The sequence below is a fragment of the Frondihabitans sp. OV104 genome (assembly GCF_057787745.1).
On the sequence record NZ_CM173541.1, the window covers coordinates 3,092,073 to 3,113,688 of the forward strand.

At 68.3% G+C, this 21,616-nt stretch carries 18 protein-coding genes; 9 read left to right on the top strand and 9 right to left on the bottom strand.

All coding sequences use genetic code 11. The features are described 5' to 3' along the window. Window positions 1–2 precede the first annotated feature (2 nt). From AC3CBB_RS14535 to AC3CBB_RS14545, 3 genes are all read right to left on the bottom strand, one after another. The gene (locus tag AC3CBB_RS14535) at window positions 3–557 is read right to left on the bottom strand and encodes a PadR family transcriptional regulator (RefSeq protein ID WP_488625149.1); all 555 of its coding nucleotides are present in this window, start codon (window positions 555–557) and stop codon (window positions 3–5) included. Between the two features lie 110 nt (window positions 558–667). Then, window positions 668–1,882: an FAD-binding domain-containing protein gene (locus AC3CBB_RS14540; RefSeq protein WP_488625150.1), complete on the bottom strand. Its 1,215-nt coding sequence runs from the start codon at window positions 1,880–1,882 to the stop codon at window positions 668–670. Window positions 1,883–1,951: 69 nt separating this feature from the next. Then, window positions 1,952–3,853 carry an ABC transporter ATP-binding protein gene (locus AC3CBB_RS14545; RefSeq protein ID WP_488625151.1) on the bottom strand — a complete coding sequence of 634 codons (1,902 nt, stop codon included), beginning with the start codon at window positions 3,851–3,853 and terminating at the stop codon, window positions 1,952–1,954. A 109-nt stretch (window positions 3,854–3,962) separates the two neighbouring features. Here AC3CBB_RS14545 and AC3CBB_RS14550 point away from each other — a divergent pair, with 109 nt between their 5' ends. From AC3CBB_RS14550 to AC3CBB_RS14580, 7 genes are all read left to right on the top strand, one after another. Further along, window positions 3,963–4,979, top strand: a complete 1,017-nt coding sequence (locus AC3CBB_RS14550; protein ID WP_488625152.1) for an LLM class flavin-dependent oxidoreductase — start codon at window positions 3,963–3,965, stop codon at window positions 4,977–4,979. Window positions 4,980–5,219: 240 nt separating this feature from the next. Then, the gene (locus AC3CBB_RS14555; protein WP_488625153.1) at window positions 5,220–8,000 is read left to right on the top strand and encodes a glycoside hydrolase family 3 protein; all 2,781 of its coding nucleotides are present in this window, start codon (window positions 5,220–5,222) and stop codon (window positions 7,998–8,000) included. A gap of 69 nt (window positions 8,001–8,069) precedes the next feature. Next, window positions 8,070–8,720, top strand: a complete 651-nt coding sequence (locus AC3CBB_RS14560; protein ID WP_488625154.1) for a TetR/AcrR family transcriptional regulator — start codon at window positions 8,070–8,072, stop codon at window positions 8,718–8,720. 249 nt (window positions 8,721–8,969) lie between these two features. Further along, entirely contained in the window at window positions 8,970–10,028 is a 1,059-nt protein-coding gene (locus AC3CBB_RS14565) for a hypothetical protein (RefSeq protein ID WP_488625155.1), read from the top strand. A gap of 131 nt (window positions 10,029–10,159) precedes the next feature. Continuing rightward, entirely contained in the window at window positions 10,160–11,992 is a 1,833-nt protein-coding gene (locus tag AC3CBB_RS14570; RefSeq protein ID WP_488625156.1) for a chaplin family protein, read from the top strand. 184 nt (window positions 11,993–12,176) lie between these two features. Next, the gene (locus tag AC3CBB_RS14575) at window positions 12,177–13,535 is read left to right on the top strand and encodes a hypothetical protein (protein ID WP_488625157.1); all 1,359 of its coding nucleotides are present in this window, start codon (window positions 12,177–12,179) and stop codon (window positions 13,533–13,535) included. Next, a complete protein-coding gene (locus AC3CBB_RS14580; protein ID WP_488625158.1) occupies window positions 13,532–14,773 on the top strand; it encodes a twin-arginine translocation signal domain-containing protein in 1,242 nt (413 codons plus the stop codon). The genes AC3CBB_RS14575 and AC3CBB_RS14580 overlap by 4 nt, the downstream gene beginning before the upstream one ends. A 114-nt stretch (window positions 14,774–14,887) precedes the next feature. On the opposite strand, the gene AC3CBB_RS14585 is transcribed toward AC3CBB_RS14580, so the two are convergent. From AC3CBB_RS14585 to AC3CBB_RS14600, 4 genes are all read right to left on the bottom strand, one after another. Next, the gene (locus tag AC3CBB_RS14585; RefSeq protein WP_488625159.1) at window positions 14,888–15,328 is read right to left on the bottom strand and encodes a hypothetical protein; all 441 of its coding nucleotides are present in this window, start codon (window positions 15,326–15,328) and stop codon (window positions 14,888–14,890) included. After that, complete coding sequence (locus AC3CBB_RS14590; RefSeq protein ID WP_488625160.1) at window positions 15,325–15,846, bottom strand: T6SS immunity protein Tdi1 domain-containing protein; 522 nt, start codon at window positions 15,844–15,846, stop codon at window positions 15,325–15,327. Before AC3CBB_RS14590 ends, AC3CBB_RS14585 begins: the two co-directional genes overlap by 4 nt. Window positions 15,847–16,600: 754 nt before the next feature. Further along, window positions 16,601–17,668 (bottom strand): amidohydrolase family protein, encoded by a 1,068-nt coding sequence (locus AC3CBB_RS14595; RefSeq protein WP_488625161.1) that lies wholly within the window; start codon window positions 17,666–17,668, stop codon window positions 16,601–16,603. Between the two features lie 40 nt (window positions 17,669–17,708). Continuing rightward, window positions 17,709–18,893, bottom strand: a complete 1,185-nt coding sequence (locus AC3CBB_RS14600; RefSeq protein WP_488625162.1) for a hypothetical protein — start codon at window positions 18,891–18,893, stop codon at window positions 17,709–17,711. Between the two features lie 69 nt (window positions 18,894–18,962). Between AC3CBB_RS14600 and AC3CBB_RS14605 the strand changes: the two genes are divergently transcribed. Then, the gene (locus AC3CBB_RS14605; RefSeq protein ID WP_488625163.1) at window positions 18,963–19,580 is read left to right on the top strand and encodes a TetR/AcrR family transcriptional regulator; all 618 of its coding nucleotides are present in this window, start codon (window positions 18,963–18,965) and stop codon (window positions 19,578–19,580) included. 74 nt (window positions 19,581–19,654) lie between these two features. On the opposite strand, the gene AC3CBB_RS14610 is transcribed toward AC3CBB_RS14605, so the two are convergent. Further along, window positions 19,655–20,320, bottom strand: a complete 666-nt coding sequence (locus tag AC3CBB_RS14610) for an SDR family NAD(P)-dependent oxidoreductase (RefSeq protein ID WP_488625164.1) — start codon at window positions 20,318–20,320, stop codon at window positions 19,655–19,657. Window positions 20,321–20,436: 116 nt separating this feature from the next. Between AC3CBB_RS14610 and AC3CBB_RS14615 the strand changes: the two genes are divergently transcribed. Beyond that, on the top strand, window positions 20,437–21,006 hold the full coding sequence (locus tag AC3CBB_RS14615) for a TetR/AcrR family transcriptional regulator (protein ID WP_488625165.1): 570 nt from the start codon (window positions 20,437–20,439) through the stop codon (window positions 21,004–21,006). 27 nt (window positions 21,007–21,033) lie between these two features. Here AC3CBB_RS14615 and AC3CBB_RS14620 read toward each other — a convergent pair whose 3' ends face one another. After that, complete coding sequence (locus AC3CBB_RS14620; protein WP_488625166.1) at window positions 21,034–21,615, bottom strand: TetR/AcrR family transcriptional regulator; 582 nt, start codon at window positions 21,613–21,615, stop codon at window positions 21,034–21,036. Window position 21,616: the final 1 nt, after the last annotated feature.

The following is a 21,616-nucleotide window of genomic DNA, read 5'->3' on the forward strand; positions in this document are numbered from 1 at the left end:
CCCTACTCCTCGGCGAGGATCGCGTAGAGCTTGCGGCGCGCCTCGTCGACGACGGCGATCGCCCGCTCGGACTGGCCGGGATCACCGGTCTGCGCGACCTGGGTCATCACCTGGGCCAGTCGCGCACCCGACTTCGTCAGGGCGAGAGCTCCGTGCAGACCCTGCCCCGCCGGCTGCTGCGGCTCGCTCGTCGGCTCAGAGCGGGCGGATGCGACGGATTCGGCCGCGGCGCGGCGCCCCGCATCGGTCAGAGCGTAGATCTTGCGCTCTCCGACCTGCGCAGCCGAGATCAGGCCCTCGTCGACCAGCACCTGCAGGGCCGGGTAGACGGCTCCGGGGGTCGGCTTCCACGCTCCGTCCGAGCGGGTTTCGACGGCTCGGATGATCTGGTAGCCGTGCATCGGCTCGTCGCTGAGTTCGAGCAGGATCGCTGCGCGGATGTCGCCGCCGTCGGCGGCTTCCGGGCTCCCGACCGTCGTCGAGGGAGAGCCGAATGCCTGACGGAGACCGTCGACGGCGCCCCGCAGATCGAAACCGGGTGAGGACGACGAGCTCATAACAGGGTGTCCCTTCAGGACGTAAGCCGAATCTTGACGATACATCGCTGTCCTGTGTGACAGGCAGTGCTCGACCTCTCCCGCTCGGCCTCTGCGCCGCGCCCCTCCGGTCACTCCGAGGGCGCGACGCCGAGCTGGCGCACCAGCCTCGGGATCTGCTCCCTGAACGGGAAGAACCCGCGCGACGCGTGCGGCCACGCCAGGCTGTCCCACCGACGGCGGACGCTGACGAGGGCGACCCCTTCGGAGGCGAGGACGGGACGCAGCTTCTCGAGCCTCTCGTGGACGGGGCCCATCGGTGCCGTCGGGACGACCACGGTGTCGAGCTGCTCGGACTCCGCCCAGCGCAGGACGGTGGAGGGCCGCGTGTCGGCCAGGAGCTGCGCCGGGCGGCCGCCGGCATCGAGTGTGCGGGCTGCGGCGTCGTCGAGCGCCGTCGCCGTGAACGCCGCCACGGCCTCCGACGCCTCGAACGGAGATCGCTCACCCGAGTCGGCGACGGCGGCGGTCGCCACCAGCCGGTCGGCGAGCCCGGGCTGCTCGGCGAGCAGGCTGCCGGCCTCGAGGTCCTCCTCGTGCAGCAGCAGGCCGACGCGATCGCCGAGCTGTCCCACGACGTCGTCCGGGTCGATCGCCACCCGGGGCGGGAGGGGGTCTTCGGCGAGCGCCCGGGCCTCGCCGGCGAGTCCGGCAGGCGAGAAGCGCCCCTCCGTGTACTTCGCGATGTTGGAGGCCGACGCGAGGTAGGTCTTGCCCGTGGTCTGGAGACCGGCGACCCACCGCCACGACAGCGTGTTCGACGCCGCATCCCCGTCGAGCAGGTGCCGGTAGAAGAAGTCGGCGCCGAGCTGCCAGGGCAGGCCGAGGGTGAAGATCCAGATGCTGGCGAACCACATCCGCGTGTGGTTGTGCAGGTAGCCGGTGTCGATGAGCTCGTGTACCCAGGCGTCCATCGCGTCGATGCCGGTCCGCCCGGCCACGGCGTCGAGGTAGGCCTGCGGGAGATCGCCGATCGCGAACTCGCCCACGTCGCGGCGGTAGCGACGCCACACCTCGGGGTTCTGCTCCAGCCAGCCCTTCCAGTAGGTGCGCCAGAACACCTCCTGCACGAACTTCTCGGCGCCGCGGAGGCTGTGCCGGTCGAGGACGGCGGCGACGACCTCGTGCTCGGTCACCAGGCGATGGCGCACGTAGGGCGACAGCTCCGAGACGTTGTCCCTCGACACTCCGAGGTCGTGGTTGCGGTCGCGGGCGTAGTCGGAGCCCGCGCGGGGGACGAACTTGTCGAGCGCGTCGAGGCCGGCGGATCGGGTGGGGATGAACACCCTTCCATCGTGCGCCCCGCGGAGCCGCGAAGGCTGACAGGGGTGCGCATCCGGCGAGCGCGGGTGGCGCTAGCTCGGGCTCAGTGCCTCCTCGTCCGCCGCGCCGTTCTTCTGCACCGCGAACTGGGTCCGGTGGAGCTCCTCGTACCGACCGCCCGCGGCCAGCAGCTCTTCGTGCGTGCCGCGCTCCACGATCGAGCCGTCCTCCACCACGAGGATCATGTCCGCGCTCCGGATCGTGGAGAGGCGGTGTGCGATCACCATGGCGGTGCGCCCTTCGAGCGCCTCGCTGAGGGCCGCCTGCACGGCGGCCTCCGACGTCGAGTCCAGGGCCGCCGTCGCCTCGTCGAGGATGACGACCCGCGGCTGGGCGAGCAGGAGTCTCGCGATCGTCATCCGCTGACGCTCGCCCCCGGAGAGCCGGTAGCCGCGCTCCCCCACCATGGTGTCGAGCTGGTCGGGCAGCGAGCGGATGAGCGGCTCGAGCCGTGCGCGGCGCACGGCGTCCCACACCTCGTCGTCGGTCGCGTCCGGACGCGCCAAGCGGAGGTTCGAGAGGATGGTCTCGTGGAACAGGTGGCCGTCCTGCGTCACCATGCCCAGGGTGTGCCGCATGGACGCGAACGTGACGTCGCGGACATCCGTTCCCGACAGGCGCACCGCACCGCTGTCGACGTCGTAGAGGCGCGAGAGAAGCTGCGCGATCGTCGACTTGCCGGCGCCGGACGTCCCGACGAGGGCGACCGTCTGCCCCGGCTCGATCCGGAAGGACACGCCGTGCAGCACCTCGTCGCCGCCGCGGGTGTCGAGAGTGGAGACCTCCTCCAGGGAGGCGAGCGACACCTTGTCCGCTGACGGATAGGCGAAGCGGACGTGGTCGAACTCGACGGAGACCGGGCCTTCGGGCAAGGCGGCGGCGTCGGGCTTCTCCTGGATGAGCGGTTCGAGGTCGAGCACCTCGAAGACCCGCTCGAAGCTGACCACCGCGCTCATGATCTCGACTCGGGCGCTCGCGAGGCCGGTCAGCGGAACGTAGAGGCGGGTGAGGAGGAGCGCCAGAGTGACCACGTCGCCGGTGTTCAGCTGGCCGCCGAGTGCGAGGAAGCCGCCGAGGCCGTATACGAGCGCGAGAGCGAGAGCGGAGACGAGCGTCAGGGCGGTCACGAAGACGAACTGCAGCATCGCGGCGCGCACCCCGATGTCGCGCACGCGGGCGGCGCGCACGCGGAACTCCTCGGCCTCCTCGTCGGGCCGGCCGAACAGCTTGACGAGGGTGGCGCCCGGCGCCGAGAAGCGCTCGGTCATCTGCGTGCTCATGGCGGCGTTGTGGTCGGCGGCCTCGCGACGCAGCGCCGCGAGACGACTGCCCATCCGGCGCGCGGGCACCAGGAAGATGGGCAGCATGACGACGGCGAGGACCGTCACGAGCCACGACGTGCTGAGCATGACGATCAGGGTGAGGATCAGCGCCACGGAGTTCGTGACCACGCCGGACAGCGTGCCGCTGAAGGCCTGCTGCGCCCCGATCACGTCGTTGTTGAGGCGGCTCACGAGGGCGCCCGTCCGTGTGCGCGTGAAGAACGCGATCGGCATCTTCTGCACGTGGTTGAAGACCGCAGTGCGGAGGTCGAGGATGACGCCCTCGCCGATGCGCGCCGAGTACCAGCGCGTCACGAGCGACACGCCGGCGTCGGCCACGGCCACCGCGGCGATGCCGATCGCGAGCCAGGCGATCGTGGCGATCGCGCCGTCGGCCACGATGACGTCGACGACCCTGCCAGCCAGCACCGGCGTCGCGACCGCGAGAAACGCTCCGACGACGGAGAGGAGGACGAAGACGATCAGCTTGGCCCGGTAGGGCACCGAGAACGTCAGGATCCGACGCACGGACGCACGCGAGATGCCGTGCTTGCCGTCTCGGGCGGACGAGATCTTGTAGAGCGAGCTCCAGGCCGCGGACTCCATGCTCATTGCGGTTCCTTCCGTCGACCCCCGGCGCAGCCTGGTCGGTGGACGGGGCGGTGGCGCAGCCGGGAGCAGGCCGAGACTAACCCACTGCGCGCCCTGCGAGACTTGTCGCATGCCCGTCCACGGTTCCCCGCTCCAGCGTCTCGGCTTTCTCACGATCGGCTCGTTCGACCCCGCGGCCCCGGCCGGCGGCCACGAGGACACGCTGCGCGTGATCGAGCGCGGCGAGCAGCTCGGCCTCGACAGCGCCTGGCTCCGCCACCGGCACCTGCAGCCCGGCATCTCGTCGCCGGTCGCGATCATGGCGGCGGCGTCTCAGCGGACGAGCCGCATCGAGCTCGGCACGGCAGTCACTCCGATCGGAGCGGAGAACCCGTTCCGGCTCGCCGAAGACCTGGGCACCGTCGATGTGCTGCTGGGTGGGCGCCTCAACCCCGGCTTCTCGGCGGGAACCCCGATGAACTTCGACCTCTACCGCGACGCGATCTACCCCGACACCGCTGAGCAGGAGGACCTCGGCTACGACCGCCTGATCCGCCTGCGCAACCTGGTGCGGGGCGACGCCGTCAGCGAGGCCGGCCGACGCGGCATCGAGGAGTTCAGCGGCATCGTGCAGCCCCACTCCCCCGGCCTCGTCGACCGCCTCTGGTGCGGCGTCGGCAGCACCCGCTCGGCCGTGTGGGCGGGCGAGAACGGCTTCCACCTGCTCGCCTCGAGCGTGACCCGCGCCGAGCACGGCACGGACTTCGCCGTCAACCAGCGCGCCCAGATCGACGCGTACCGTGACGCCCACCCGAAAGGCGCGGCTGCCCGCGTCTCGCAGGGTCTCGTCGTCGTGCCCACCGACTCGGCGACGCCGGAGCAGCGCGCCCGCTACGCGACTTACGCCGAATCGCGGGCCGGCCGCGTCGGTGTTCCCCAGGGCCCCGGCAAGCTGCTGTTCGCGGCAGACCTCGTCGGCACCTCTGCCGAGATCGCCGACACGCTGCACGCCGACCCCGCCTACCAGGCCGTCGACGAGGTCGCGTTCGCACTGCCCTTCGCGCTCGAGCCCGACGACTACGCGCAGATCCTGACCGATCTCGCAGAGCACCTCGGCCCCGAGCTCGGCTGGGCGCCGTCCGCCTGAGCCGGTTCACTCGTCGTCACAGGCTCACAGTCTCAAGCGTGGCTTCATCAACCGTCTGGTTGATAAATTCATAGAGACTTGATAACTTTGCCGTGCCCCGAACGGGGGTGATCGCGTTCTCCCGCGATCGGGCCTCTGACTCTTGCCGCTGATCGATCACCGGCACTGAGGCCCCACCGGCTACGGCCGCGGTGTCGCACATTCCCGGGCGACATAAGAACTTCCCGAAAGGCCTCTTCCTTGGCTAACGAAAAAAGGCGGAGGTCGCTTCTGGCGGCCACCGCGACAACCTGCGCGCTGGTGCTCATCGGCACCTTCGGAGGCGCTGCCGCCGTGCAGGCCGCTCCTGCCCACACCCCCGGGCATGTCGCCCCGGGTCGAGCCGCCAATGCCGAGAAGGCCGAGGAGGCCATCCGCGACGGCTCGGGCCGCATCACCGAGGTGGCTCCGGTCGACGGCACCTGGATGAACCGCAAGCTCTCCGCCGACAAGCGGGCAGACCTCCTCATGGGCCAGATGACTCTCGAGGAGAAGGTGTCGAGGCTGCACGGCGACTTCAGCGGTGAGACTGCCTTCTACATCGCTCCTCTCGCGCGCCTCGGCATCCCCGCCCTGCTCCTCACCGATGCGGGCTCGGGCGTCCGCGTGACGAACTCGGCTACGAACGACGGAAAGGCGACGGCGCTTCCGGCGCCGATCGCACTCGGCGCGACCTGGGACACCGCCATGGCGAGCCAGTACGGCGACGTCCTCGGCAAGGAGGTCCGTGCAACCGGCCAGAACGGCCTCCTCGGACCGACCGGCGACCTCGTCCGGGATCCTCGCTGGGGACGCCAGTTCGAGGCCCTCGGCGAAGACCCGGCCCTCGCCTCCGCGCTGCTCGGGCCGGAGATCAAGGCCGTGCAGTCTCACGACGTGGTCGCGACCATCAAGCACCCCGCCGTCTACAACGAGGAGACCAGTCGTCTCAACGGCGGCAACGTCACCGTCAGCGAGCGTGCGCTCCGCGAGACGTACCTCGCACCGATCGAGGCTTCGATCAAGGCCGGCGTCGGCTCGGCCATGTGCTCCTTCAACAAGGTCAACACGGTCTACGCCTGCGAGAACTCCGAGGTCTTCGACATCCTCAAGAAGAGCTACGGCTTCAAAGGCTTCATCCAGACGGACTACGGCGCCGCTCACAGCACCGTCGCCGCCGCGAACTCCGGCCTCGACGTCGAGTTCCCCGCCGCCGGCTACTTCGGGCAGCCCCTCATCGACGCCGTGAACAACGGCCAGGTGTCGCGTGCCACCGTCGATGACAAGGTGCACCGAGTCCTTCGCACGATGTTCGCCATGGGCGCTTTCGACCGCCCCATCGGCACCAGCCCGCTGACCGTGAGCGCCGACCGCGCCGCGGCCGCGAACATCGCCGAGAAGTCCGCCGTTCTCCTGAAGAACAGCGCGGCGACAGGTGCTGCGTCCCGTGCAGCCGTCCTGCCCCTCGATCCTGCGAAGACGAAGTCGGTTGCCGTGATCGGCGCCGACGCCGACGCCCTCGCCACCGGCGGCGGCAGCTCGGTCGTGAAGCCGACCGCGTCGGTGACCCCTCTCGCCGGCATCAAGAAGCGTCTCGGGTCCTCCGCGGCCGTCTCGTTCACGCCGGGAACCGACCCGGTGGGCCCGGCTCACTCCCTGAGCGGCGCCGCCGTTCCGTCGTCCGTGATGGCGACGTCGTCCGATCCGACGACCACCGGCCTCACCGCCGAGTACTGGTTCAACCAGGACCGGTCGGGCACCCCGGATGTCACCCGCACCGACAAGCAGGTCGCGCTCAGCGCCGGCTTCCTCGCCATTCCCGGGCTGTACGGATCCTCGGTCCCCGCCGTTCCGGGCTACAACTTCGGCGGTCCGCTCTCGGCACGCTGGTCGGGAACCATCACCGCACCGGCCGACGGCGCATACACCCTGTCGCTGACCGGTTTCGGCAGTTCGAGCCTGTACCTCGACGGACAGCAGATCATCGACGGGTCCAACCCGCACGCGGTCCGCACCGACACGGGAGCCACCCTGCGCCTGGTCAAGGGCGAGTCGCATGACCTCCGCGTCGAGTACAGCAACAACGCCTCCGACCCCGACCAGGAGAGCTCCGCCGACCTCGTCATGACCTGGACTCACCCGGCTCAGATCGTGGTTCCGGCAGTCGCCGACGCCGTCGCCGCCGCCAAGAAGGCGTCCGTCGCGGTCGTCTTCGCTCGCGACTACGTCGGCGAGGGTCGCGACAAGAAGACCCTGACTCTGGCGAACGAGCAGGACGCTCTCATCTCAGCCGTGACGAAGGCGAACCCCCGCACCGTCGTGGTCCTGACGACGAGCGGATCGGTGAACATGCCGTGGCTCGGTTCTGTTCCGTCGGTCCTCGAGGCCTGGTACGGCGGACAGGAGCAGGGCACCGCAATAGCTCGCGTCCTGTTCGGCGACGTCAACCCGTCGGGCAAGCTGCCGGTCACGTTCGCCAAGAACGACGTGTCAACGCCAACCTCGGCACCGTCATCGTTCCCCGGCATCGACCGCACGGCGACGGTCGATGGAGTCAACATCGGCTACCAGGCCTACCGCGCTGCCAAGATCTCCCCGCAGTTCGCGTTCGGCTCCGGTCTCAGCTACACGAAGTTCAGCTACAGCAAGTTCGCGGTCAAGGCCTCCACGAAGACCGTCACCCGCGGTGCACCCGCATCGGTCACAGCGACGGTCCGAGTGACGAACACCGGCGCCCGATCCGGCACCGAGACCGCGCAGATGTACGTCGGCACCCTGCCCTCGAAGAGGGTCGCGACATCACCGCAGAAACTGGCCGGCTTCACCAAGGTCACTCTGCGTGCGGGACAGTCCAAGACCGTCACCGTGAAGCTCAGCGCGCGAGCGTTCGCCTACTGGAACTCGTCGAAGGACGTCTGGGCCACGCCCACCGGCAAGGTCACCGTGAGCGTCGGATCGTCGTCCGCCGACATCCGGCAGAAGGCAGTCGCCGTCCTCCGGTAGACGCGATCTCGAATAGCCGCTGAGGCATAGCGCCCCAGGGCGAGAACGGTCACCTCCTAGACTCAGGGGGTGACCGTTTCGCGTCCCGGCGCTACCGGACATCGAAGCGGTCCGCCGACCAATCGCCGGGGTGCTCAGACTCGTGCGGTCATCCTGGCTGCTGCCGGGGAGCTTTTCGGCTCCCAGGGCTTCTTCGGCACGAGCGTCCGTGAGATCGCTGCCGGCGCAGGGGTGAACCATGCAACCCTCCTCCACCACTTCGCATCCAAGGAGCTCCTCCTCGAGGCCGTCCTGGACGAACGGGAACAGCAGGTGTACCGTCTCGTCGGTCCGGTCGATCCTCGTCCCGACTTCCGGGCGTTCTACCGCCGCCTGACTCAGCACAACGAGTCCGTGCCCGGCCTGATCGCCCTTTTCGCCCGCACCTCGGTGGATGCGACGAATGCCAATCACCCGCTGCACGAGCAGTTCCAGACCCGGTACGACCGGGTCGTCCGCACGATGACGATCGAGTTCGAACGGCTGGAGACACTCGGGCTCCTCCGACCGGGAATCGAGCCAGCGAAAGCGGCACGCACTCTGATTGCCACCCAGGACGGCGCCCAGATCCAGTGGCTCTTCGACCCCGAGGGCGTCGACATCAACGACATCATCCAGAGGCTGCTCGACACGCTGCTCACAGAGCCGCCCGCCGAGCCGGAGACGGCATCGGCCCCCTAGCGGTTTCGGCCAGGTGTTCGCGGCTGTGGGGCCCCAAGGCGAGCAAGTTTCGGCGGGCCGCCACCGATCGGGGTACTTGACGGTTGCAATCTGAGAGTTCTCTGATGTGATCTCGACAAGCCGCCCGACCAGGCGTAGCTTCTGATTCACACCGGACCAACCATCCGGCCTTCGAGTCTTACCAGCTCGCTCGCTCGCCGTCGTTCATCGATGGCAGACGACCTCAGTCAACCGATGAAGGTGATTGCCGTGGATCAGACGGATGCTCGCACCCGACTCCACCTGGCGCGCCTTCTTCTCCTCTCGGGCCTCGTCGCTCTCGCCTTCATCGCCATCGGCTTCCTCTCGTCCAGCCAGGCCCACGCCGAGACGGCACCCCCGTCGGGTGGCCTGCTCGGTGGTGCCACGTCGGCGGTCGGCAAGACGGTCTCGGGTGTGACCGGCGCTGTCGACAAGCCCGTCGCGTCCGTCGGCTCGACCGCGGGAGCCGCTGTCAAGGCGGTCACCGGCTCTGTCGCGAAGGCGACCGCCCCCGTTCAGCCCGTGCACCAGGTGGTCGTGAAGGCCACCCCGGTCGCGACGAAGCCTGTCCAGGCCGTGTCGACCGTCACCGCATCGAAGCCCGTCGGCACCGTCGTCACTCCGGTCGCGCAGACCGTCGACAAGGTCGTCGCGGCCGTCCCGGTGGTCGCTCCCGTCGTCCACGCTGTCGCCGGCACCACCCCCGTCGAGACCGTGACCACCCCGGTCAGCTCCGGCGTCGACGACGTCGTGTCGACAGTCGGCGAGAGCGTCTCGACGGTCGGCGACGGTGTCGCCGAAGGGACGGACGGCGGCTCGACCGGAACGCCGGCACTGCCCGTTCCGACCATTCCCGGGTCCGACATCCCGACCCCTGCCGCCCACGCCTCCGTCGCTGTCGGGCCGGCAACCGACGGCTCGGGTGCCATCTCCCTCGCTTCTTCCGACAAGGTCGCCGCCGCCCTTCAGGCCGCTGCACAGGGCGTCTCGCACACTTCCGGCTTCCTCGCCGCCCCTGCCGAGACCAGCGCCACCACCTCGGCTTCCGCTGCCGAACCGGTCACTCCGGCCCGCTCGCCCCTGGCACCCGAGGCCCCGGCACCGGCGGCCCCCGCAGCCACGTCGAGCGCATCGGCCGCTCAGGGCAGCAACGGCAACGGCAGCTCCCCCGCCGCGACCGACGGTTCGGGATTCTCAATCCTTCTCGCCGCCGGCCTGGCCGCGCCGAGCACGTCTTCCGAGATCCCCTCGGCCCCCACGTACGACTTCGACACCTCACCCGACTGACGGTCCGCTCCCTGCCCCTGTCAGAGGCAGATACGCGACCACCGCTGCTCCAGACGCACGCGTCCGACCAGCAACCGCACATCCCGACTCCGGGATGGCGGACCATCAGTCAAATTTGTGGAGTCATCATCATGAACAAGTACGTCTCGCGCGGACTCATCGGAGTCTGCTTCGTCGGAGGCCTCTGGGCCTGCGGCACGGTCGCCGCCAACGCGGCCACCACCACCGGTTCCGACGGCGTCGCCTCCGGCACCCAGGTGCTCGGCACAGTCACTGCCCCGGTCACCGCATCGGGCAACGCCCTCAGCGTCGCCGGCCACTCGTCCAGCACGGCTCCGGCCGCGACGGCACCGGCCGCTCACACGGCACCGGCAGCACCCGCCGCATCGGCACCTGCCGCACCCGCCGCTTCGGCGCCCACCACGACCGGCGTCGGCGGCCTTCTCTCCGGCACCCAGGGCATCGTGTCGGTCGCCGTTCCCGTTCACGTCAGCGGAAACGCGGTGAGCGTCGCAGGGCATTCGACCAGCGCAGGATCCACGGCCACCGCCCCGGCACCCGCCGCCCCGGCCGCCTCGCCCTCGACCACCCCCGCCCCTGGCACGGCGCACTCCGGCAGCACCACTTCCGGTGCTGACTCGGTCGCCTCCGGCACGCAGGTCGCCCCCGACGTCGCCGCTCCGGTGACCGTCAGCGGCAACGCCATCTCCGTCCTCGGCGACTCGCACAGCGCGGGCTCGACCTCGGCGCCCACGACCGGCACTGCGCCGGCCGAGGGGACCGGCAGCACGACGACCGGCGCTGACAGCGTCCTCGGGGGCACGCAGGCGCTCATCGGGCTGGACGTGCCGATCACGGTCGCCGGCAACAGCGTCTCCGTCCTCGGCGACTCCACCAGCACCGGATCGACCACCGCCGGCGGCACCACGACCGGAACGACGCCGGCCGCCGGAACCGGCAGCACGACCACCGGCGATGACGGCATCGCGTCGGGCACGCAGATCGCCCCCGACGTCACCGCCCCGGTGACGGTCGGCGGCAACGCCATCTCCGTGATCGGCGACGCCACCAGCACCGGAACCACCACCGGCACCGGAACCGGCGCGACGACGGGAACCGGCTCCTCGGCCGGTACCGGCTCGACCACCACCGGTGACGACAGTGTCGCCGGCGGGACGCAGATCGCCCCTGTGATCACGGCCCCCGCGACCGTCGGCGGCAACGCCATCTCGGTCCTCGGCGACTCCACCAGCACCGGAACCACCACCGGAACGGCTCCTGCCACCGGAACGAGCTCGACCGGCAACAGCACCACGGGTGACGACGGAATCCTCGGCGGCACCCAGGTGATCCCGGTCGTGACCGTACCGGTCACCGCCGGTGGAAACGCCGTCAGCGTCATCGGCGACACGACCAGCACCACGACCGGCACCACCGGCACGGGTTCGACCGGCGGAGCCGGCAACACGACCACCGGTGACGGCGGCATCCTCGGCGGCACCCAGATCGTGCCGGTCATCACCGCCCCGATCGACCTCGGCGGCAACGCCGTCACCGTCATCGGCGGCTCCACCACCACGCCGACCACGGGAACCGACCCGTCCACGCCCGTCACCCCGGTGACGCCCACGGACCCCGCCACCCCGGGCAACCCGGTCAACCCGGTCACCCCGACGGCCCCGGCCACACCGGGCAACCCGACCACCCCGGGCGACACCGGCTCGACGACCACTCCCATCGTCGTCGCCCCGACCGCTGACGGTTCAGTCGCCAGCACCGGTACCGTGACGGCCGCCGCCCTCGGTGGCAGCACGGTCCTCGCCTCGGGCGTCACCCCGGCGGCAGCCGGATCGCTCGCCTACACGGGGAGCAACACCCTCCCCCTCGTGGGTGGCGCACTCGCGCTGCTGCTCGCCGGTCTCGCGCTGGCGCTGGTCACCCGTCGCAAGGCGGCCCGCCTGTAACACCACCGGGGCATGCGCCGTGGGCTGGATCAGGGCCCACGGCGCATGCCCCTGCCTGCGAGCGGCCGCCGCTGGTTCTCCCTCTTCCGTCTTCTCGGCATTTTCCCTAGACTCGATACAGGTAATTTGTTTGTTACCTTTACTAATTCGATGCGCCAACGCGACGAGACGAAGCAGGGTTGCTATGAGCTCTCCCACATCCGACGACACGACAGCAGCCGCCGAGGCGCGCGCTGTGCCGGCCTTCTCCCTGAGCCGCCGAGGGCTCCTCGGTGGGGCAGCGGCGGGTGCCGCGTCTCTCGCAGTACTCGCCTCGGCCCGGCCCGCGTCGGCCGCGCCGCTCCTGTCCGCTACGAAGGATCCGAGACGTGGAAGTCCGAGACCGGCGAGCGCCCTCTCCTCGCAGCAGAATGCCTTCCTGTTCCTCGACGCGCGGTTAGACGAGTACGGCGGCGGAACACAGCTCCGCCTCCCCCGCAGCTACGCCGGGGGGTTCTTCACCACGCCCACCTTCGACTTCGTGTCGTCGTTCGCGTACGACGATGCGCTGGTCATCCTGGCCTACCTTGCTCGGGGCCTTCGCCGCGACGTCACGCGCGCGACGCTCCTCGGCGATGCCCTCCTGTACCTGCAGGCGAACGACCCTCTGGCCGACGGTCGCACCCGGGCGTCCTACCAGCCCGACAACTTCCCGGTCGCGTCACCTCCGCGCCCGCTCGACATCGGGTCGCCGGCCGCGTTCACCGGAAATCAGGCGTGGGTCGGCATGGCGTTCGCTCACCTCTACATAGCCACCCGGTCTCGCCGGTTCCTCGCCGGTGCCCTTCGTCTCGGCCAGTGGATTCGAGAGAACACCCTCGACGTCACCCGCGCGCCCTTCGGCTTCACCGGGGGTCGAGACGCCGACGACAACCCGTTGACCTTCAAAGCCACCGAGCACAACATCGACGTCGCCGCCTTCTTCACCCAGCTCGCGCAGTTGACCGGTGACCGCACCTGGGGCAAGGACGCCCGCGTGGCCCTGTCGTTCATCGCGGCAATGCAAGACGGCACCGACTCCCATCTGTGGACGGGCACCAACCCCGACGGGGTCACGACGAACTACTACCCCATTCCCGAAGACGTCCAGAGCTGGGCGTACCTGGCGACCCGAGACCGCCGCTACGCGCCCTCCCTCACCTGGGTGACCGACAATCTCACGGCGACAGACGGGCCCTACACCGGCCCGTCTTTCAGCAACACCGACACGAGCAAGGTGTGGTTCGAGGGCACAGGCCAGCTCGCTCTGGCCCTTCGCACACGGAACGCCCCTGGTGACGCGGCCCGAGTGCACCAGCTCCTGAAGACGCTTCGCACCGCTCAACGGGAGCAGCCCAACGGAGACGGGAGAGGCATCGTCGCCGCCTCCAGCGACGGCCTCGACACCGGCTTCGGCGACCTGTATTACTCGAGCCTGCACACCGGCGCAACCGCTTGGTATCTCCTCGCCCTCACGGGGTCCAACCCATTCCGGTTCAGCCGATGGAACGGACTGGCCCGATGAGCTACGCCGACGGCCTCTCCCGCCGGGGCTTTCTCAGGGGATCAGCGACCCTTGCCGGGGCGGCGCTGACGACCTCCCTGCTGCACGCGTCTCCCGCCCATGCGGCCGCAGCCGCAGCGCCGTCGGCGACGTCGATCGCCAACGGATACGCCTTCCTGCAGAGCAGATTCAACCAGTACGGTTCCGGCTCGACTCTGCGCGTGCCGCAGAGCTACACGGGCGGCATCGAAGGCGCGAACGGGTTCGTCTCGAGCTTCGCGTACGACGACGCGATCGTGATCCTGGCATGGCTCGCCAGCGGCACCGCGGCGAACATCCAGCTGGCGACGGTCCTCGGCGACAGCCTCCTCTACGCGCAAGACCACGACCCTCTCGGCGACGGGCGAACTCGCGCCTCGTACCAGCCGAACCCGTTCATCACCTCGTCCGGCGCTCCCTACATCGGCTCGGCCGCAGCGAACACCGGCAACCAGGCCTGGGTGGGGATCGCCTTGGCCCGACTGTCGAAGGTCACGGGGCAGACGCGGTTCCTGCAGGGTGCCCTGACACTCGGCAACTGGATCCAGACCAACACCTGGGACGCCGCCAAGTCACCCAACGGCTACACCGGTGGCCGCGACGCCAGCAACACTGCATTGACCTACAAGGCCACCGAGCACAACATCGACACCGGCGCGTTCTTCACCATGCTCGCGACCCTCACCGGCGCCGCCGTCTGGACCACCCGGGCAACCGCCGCCTTCGCCTTCGTCGCCGCGATGAAAGACACTGCGACCGGACACCTGTGGACGGGCACCAACACCGACGGCACCAGCATCAACCGCACCCCGATACCCGGCGACATCCAGAACTGGGCCTACCTCGCCACGGCGAGCTCGAACTACTCCCCCGCAGTCACCTGGGTCAACAACACCCTCACCACTACCGACGCCGGCCTCACCGGAAGCAGCTACAGCGACGCCGACACGACCAAGGTATGGCTCGAAGGCACGGCGCACCTGGCTCTCGCCGTGCGAGCCCGGGGAGCCACCGGCGACCGCGCTCTCTACAGCAAGCTCATGACTACGATCCAGACTGCCCAGGCCACCGCACCCACGGGCGACGGCCTCGGAATCGTCGCCGCCTCCAGCAACGGCCTCATCACGGGGTTCGGTGACACCTACAACGCGACCCTGCACCTCGGGGCCACCGCCTGGTATCTCCTGGCCGCCCAGGGCGCTAACCCGCTCCGCCTCTGACACCCCGATGGAGCGCAGGATCCCGGCGCCTCGTCCGCAGGCACCACCCGTCGGCGCCCCCCTCACTGGCGTCGGCAGAACCACCTCACGACTGAGTAGCCGGCCCATCGATGGTCATCGAGCGGCTCGACGCCAAGCGACGATCATGCCGGGCAGCCTGGTCAGCACGACGACTCCCGCCGCGAAGCAGAAGGTGAAGACGTAGGGGCTCGGCGACGGGGCCCTCATGGTCGCGGCAATGGAGGGTTCCAGCGCCACGAGGGGCACGTACACAAGTGCACTGATCAACCCCCGAAGCCACGAGAGGCTCTGGGCACAGAAGATCGCGTCGACAGCCCAGAACCCCAGGAAGACGATCAGCCACCCCACGACGATCGCCAGGATGAGTCCACCGCCGACAGTCGAATGGCTGATCAGGTAGGCCGCGAGGGCGACGGGCCAGAGCCCGAGAATGCCCAGAGCACCCGCGATGAGAGCCTGCGGCAGGGCGGAGAGTGCGCTTCTCCGGAACGGTGTCCGTCGGGAATCGACGGACGGCTCCGGGGACGAGCTCACGAGAGGGGACCCATCATCTGCGTGATGATCATCAGGTGCTCGCGAGTCTTCACCCGGTCCAGGTGCTGCACGTCTTTCGGGCCCCCGAGGGCCAGCAGCGGAACGTGGCCGAAGATCGTGTCGGCGTCGACGGGGCCGAGTTTCGCCACGGCGTCACGGTACAGAGGCTGATCCAACCTCGTATCGAGAAACGTCTCATCAGCGAGCCAGCGCGGAAGAAGGGAGAACTTGCTCGAGACGAGCTCGTGGGTTCCCTGGCGAAAGTTCAGGAGGCCGAACGACTGCTCGGCGGTGTCCCAGATGATGACGTCACCGAATGCACTCTGGAAGATCGGCACCGCAGTCGCGATCCCTGTGTAGGAGGACGAGATCACGACCGAGCAGTCATAGGGGTCGACGACCCTGATCAGCCCGTCAGCGAGGGTGCCGGTTCCTGCCTGCCAGAGAGCGGCAACCTCCGGCGGCACCCGTGAGGAGAATCCCTCGATGACCGCCTTGGGCACACTACCCGTCTTCACGAATCCCTCGAACGGGGAATCGACTTGCTTCTTGCGACCGAACACATGTCCTCCTTCTCATATCAGAGGGGCACGTGTTGGTCCCCCCGGGGATGGAACGAGGCCGCTGACTCACTAGCGCCGCTGAGACCGTGACCCCCACCCCAAGAGCCACACTGCAGTCTGCCTACCAGCTTGTCCGGTTTCTTGACTATGTCAAAGTCGTCCGGCCCCGCCCGAACGGATGAAGTCGACGCCGACTGACGTCGCTTGTCTGTGCCCACAACCGAGGGGCCTTCTGTGCGGAAGAGCTGGGGAGGGTCAACGTCGTCTACGACGTCAGCGGTCTTGAGCCAGCGTTAGAGGCACGACTCCGAGATCCCGATGTCTCTCGCGATTGGGCTGATCGGGGATTCGCCCCGCCGAGCGACTGCGACGACGTCGCGACAAACCCTTTTCACCATCATCCTGGTCGGAGGGGGTCCTGTTCTTCCACGCCCATGGACTGGAACCTCTGACGAGCGCCTTGCGTCTGGAGGAAGTGCGTCACTGACACCCGGGTGTACTCCAGTGCCGCACAGGCCAGCTGATTTGGCAGCGCCGTCGCGGTAGTTTCGCTTGGCGGTGCCCTGTGACTCTTTCTTAGAGTCATCATGCAAGCATCTTAATCAGCTCGAGATCCCGAGACCTGGTCGGGAGCGGCCGCTGACAACTGGGCGTGGACCCTGTAGCGCTTCTGCCCCGTGTCAGTTCCAGAGTGCTGATGGCCCTGCCGTCACTTGGCCATACGGGGGAAGAGTTTCTCGGCGGCAGACCGGTGCACCTCGCCCAGCCTGTCGGATCCTGGTCCGTCGTAGGTGTCGATGAAGTTGTCGAAGCGGGCGCTCCACTTCGGGTCTGCGTAGGGGTAGTCGCTGCCGTAGAGGACATGGCCCGGTTCCGCGAACGCTAGCAACGCCGGCAAGGACGTGGGGGTTGAGGACAGGGCGGTGTCGAAGTAGAACTTCCGTAGGCCCGCCTGGATGCTCTCCGGAGTGGTGCCGGGGTTGAACATCGCTGCGGCGCTGAATCGTTCCGCTGCGTAGGGCAGGAAGCCGCCGGCGTGCGACAGGATCACGCGCAGTTCCGGATGCCGGTCAAACACCCCGTGGGCAACGAGGTCTACGGCGGTGCGTGTGGTGTCGAATGGGAAGTCGACCAGGGCCGTGGGCAGTCCGGGGAGCTGCGCCATCCGGGGTGCGGTGGGATGCACGAAGACGACGGCCGAGCGTGCGGCGAGTTCCGTCCACAGTGGTTCGTAGGCGGGATCGCCGAGGTAGCGTCCGTTGGCGTTGGATAGGAGGAGTACGCCGTCGGCGTGGAGTTCGTCGAGTGCTCGCACGGCTTCGGCGATGGCTCCGTCGAAATCCGGGAGCGGCAGCACGGCGAAGTGCCCGAACCGATCCGGGTGTGCCCTGACCAGCTCGGCCTGGTAGTCGTTCAGTTCGCGGGCGAGCTCGCGGGCCGCGGCGTCATCGCCGAAGTGCACGCCTGGTGCGCTGATCGACAGGATCCCGGTCTCGATGCCCGCCTCGTCCATCATCCTGATCGCCGCTTGGGGGTCCCATTCGGGCATGAGCCACCCGCCGATGGCCCGGGGGCCCTGTCTCGGTGTCGTCCCGCCGCTGGTGTCCCAGGGGTTCCATTGCGCGGACCCGCCTTCGACCGCCTGCGCCCCGGTCCCGGCTGCACTGCTCATTGCCCGATCTCCTGCCGTCGCTAGTGCGTCGAAGTAGCGGGGTGGGAGCAGGTGCTGGTGAACGTCGATTCTGCCTGGCATGGTGCCGACCTCCTGTTGTGTCATGACTGCTGTCTACGGGGGTGAAAAGGGATTGCCTGGCTTGCTAAGGCGTGACCTCGGCGGGATTGCCGAGAGCGGCGTGGTCGGCGTAGGACGCCGGTGACGCAGTTGCCACTAGGAAGTCCTCGTTGCGGTGGCCCGCGCCCTTCAGGCGAGCGGCCGCCTCTTTTCTGCTGCGGATGAGCATCGCGATCAGGGTGAGCAGGATGCCGGCCACAGCCCAGATCGCTAGCCGGATGATCGGGCCGGAGATGGCGGCACCGTCGAAGTACTGAACCGAGCGCAGTAGGTCGAGAGAGTCCCCTTGCGGGAACACGTAGTACAGGGCTTGGAAGAAGTCGTTGAGAAGGTGGATACCAAGGGGCCCGCCAGAAGACGTGTTGCCGAGGATCACCAGCGCGAGCGTCGTGAGGAGTGCCGCAAGAGTTCCGCCCAGTGCGGCGACGCCGGTCACTGCTCCCCCGATGGCGAGCCCCGTGAGCCAGAGCGCCGCGAAAACGGCGCCGGGATTGACGGTCACCGCACCGAGGGCGGTGTCGATCCAGAGGGTGATCAACCCGGCCAGGGCACCCGTGTAGAGGACGAGGACGATGCTGCGCTCGACGAACCTCGACGAGGTGTCGACGGTTCCGAGGATACGGCCGAAAACCGTGGCGCCCAGCGCCGCGCCGAGTCCGGCAAACAGGATCGCGTAGAACTCGATGGATCCGACGGGGTCCTTCTTTGGCAGGGGTGCAAGGTCGGTGGTCGTGCTCGTGGTCTTCAATTGCTGGGCGATGGAGTCGCCGATGCCGGAGACCGCCTGACCGAGGCCACGACCCGCACCACTGGCAATGTAGGTGGTGACGACGGCGTCCTTTCCGGCTGCGGGAAGGACGACAGCGCCGTCCACTTCGCGGTCGAGCACGGCACCTCGCGCCTTCGCCTCGGACGACACGAACGTGAGATCAAGTGCCCCCTGCTGCTCTAGAGCCACGATCGTGTCCGCATTGCCGGCGACGGCGAGGTGCACATTGTTGGGTGTCGGATTTCCGAAGGCGCTCGAGTAGCTGGTCAGCATCGCCATAGCGAAAAGCAGGATCCCGATGGCCCCCAGGATCAGGTTGCGGTAGCGGTGCTGGGATCCCGGCCCCTCGGACGTCAGAGCGCCGCCTGCCACCGCCGCTTCGAACTCCGGGTGCTGCGGAGTGTCTTCCCGTCGTGGTGCCGACTCGGTTACGTGCGTCATCTTGTCCTTTACAATCGTCCAATAGTGGACAAATGTACATCAGACGTTGGAGTCTGACAAGATGGATCCATGTCCCAGGGAACGAGCACGCTGCCACCGGAAGGGCACCGGGTGGACCCGCGTGTCACCCGAACCCGCGCCGCCCTCATCCGGGCTTTGACGACACTGGTGTCCGAGTCCCCGAAAGGCGAGGTGATCTCGATGAGTGCGGTCGCGCAACGAGCTCGCCTGAGTCGGCAGGCGCTGCACAACCACTACAGCAATGTCGGCGACCTCGCGACGGATGTCTGGATCAGTCGGCTGCTCGAGGGCTGGCTTCCCCTCGATGAGAGCGCAGCCAATCTTGTCGAGGCCCTCACGCGCGCCGTGCAGGAGCGCGGAATCGAGCCGCTGCTTGCCGCCGGACGTGCTGATCGCGACTTCTTCGACAAACTCCGCGCCATCCCCCGTGGCGAGCGGGTCGCCGAGGTTCTTGCCGCAGCGGTCACCACGTGGTTGACGGATGCGGATCGTGGCTCCGATCGACCGAAGATTGCGCTCACGGGCGACGCCCGGACCTTCACTATCGGCGGCATGGTGGCGTTGGTCTCGACGTGGCAGATGGCCGAGAACCCGCCGGACATCACCGAACAGGTAGCGACTCTTCGCGCATTCGCGGCCGCGGCGGCCGCGGCTACCGTCGGCTGAGTCGGGCGGACACCGGTAAGCCCCAACGCTTGGCGCAGCCCGCCCGGAGCCTGAAGCGCCGGACGGGAAACACGCTAGGCGTCGTAAGCGACGTAGTGCAGTTCGACGTCCTTTCGCTCCTCGTAGAGCTTCACGTACGATTGCGCGATGACGGCGGGCTCGGCGTCCGGGCGGCCGCCACCGATGAGAGCGGTGATCGCGACGAAGCCGACGTACACCCCCTTGTCAGCCAGTGCCTGGTTGAGATTCAGCGTCCAATTCCGGAGTCCAGCCGCGGCGATGTTCACGTTCCCGCGAACCGGTGTCTGAGACAGCGCCCCGCCACCCGTCGTCACGAGAACGGTTCCGGAACCGGCCGAGATCATCTCAGGCAACGCGGCACCGATGGCGGTGACGGCACCGCCCAGGTAGAAATCGATCTGCGGCTGCAGATTCTCCATCGTCACATTCAGAGCATCGACTGACTCGAGAGTGTGGTCTGCTGGCGAGAACTCGAGGACGTCGATGGGACCCAGTTCTGCCCGGATCGACTCGATGGCATTCTTGAGCGTCTCGGGCTCGCGCACATCCGCGGTGAAACCACGAGCGCGTATGCCCTCGCTGCCAAGGTTCTCTGCAAGTGCGTCGAGCTTGGACTGGTCGCGGGCAACGAGGGCGACATCGAAGCCCTTCTGCCCGAAAGCGCGAGCGATCTCGAGGCCGAGGCCGGGGCCGGCTCCGATGATGGTGATCAGGGGCATGATGCATCCTTTCGTAGCCCACCGCGGGGCCGGGCGTTCTGAAGCGGTAAGTTGAGGTGGTCCTCACGTGCGCTCAGCATATGTTGAGGTTGCCCTCAATTTCTACTGGAGTTGCTGTGAGCACTACGCCCCGCCTGCGTCGAGACGCTCAGGCGAACCTCGACAAGCTTCGAGCGGCCGCCATAACGGTATTCTCGCGGCGGGGTCTTTCGGCCCCACTTGAGGACATCGCTCGGGAGGCCGGCGTCAGCATCGGGACGCTCTACAACCGCGTGGGTTCCCGGGAGGAGCTCATCGACGCCGTCGTCCCGGACATCGCCGGCGCGAAACTCCGGACACTCCGGGAACGGACACTGGCTCAGGAGTCTTCTCGGGCGCAGCTGGAGACGTTCATCGCCGAGATGATCGACCTGCAGCTCAGCGACCCGGCCATGAATGACGCGATGCTACGGCGCTACCCCGACGCCGTTCTCCTCATCAACGCCTGCGAACGGTCCATGGCGCTCGGGGCGGAACTCGTCGAGAACGCCCACGGCGCCGGCGTGCTCTCGAAGGAATTCACCTCCGACGACCTCCTGACCGTGCTGTGGCTGGCTGCCCTGGCCAGCCACGATCCTGCCGCTCCGGACGGCTGGCGCCGCGTCATCGAGCGCAGCGTCTCCGCTGCGTGGATCGCAGAGGCCTGACGCCGTACGGCCTCTCCTCGGAGCGGGTCACGGCAGGATGTCGAGCACGCGATCGACGGCGCGTGCCACGACGTCCTCCGGCGCATCCTCGCTCGTCAGAGCCCACCACGTCAGGGCAGAGCTCGCCGCCGCAGCCAGCGCACTGGCGATAACGGTCGCGTCGAGGCCGTCGGAGGGAGCAGGTTCCCGACTCCTGATGAACGCCGTGATGCCTCTCGTGAGTTTTGCCACGCGCCGGGCTCCCTCGCCCGCGACTTCCGGGTTCGCAGCGATCACGCGGAGTCGGTGTCGCGTCACCTCGAGGGAACTCGCGGGGAAGGCCGCGGCCTCCTGGTACGCCGTAGCCAGTGCAGACGACACTGATACGCCGGCCGGGCTGTTGTCGAGAGACTCCTGGAGTCGACCTGCGAACTCGTCGAGCCCTCCCCACAGCAACGACGCCTTCGTCGGGAACAGCCGGAAGAGGTACCGGCGACTCACCGTCGCTGCTGACGCCACGTCCTCCATCGAGACACCGTCATAGCCGAGGTCGTCGAAGAGACGAAGCGCGGTGAGGGATACCGCTTCAGGATCGATAGTCCGGGGTCGCCCGACTCGGTTCTCACGCATC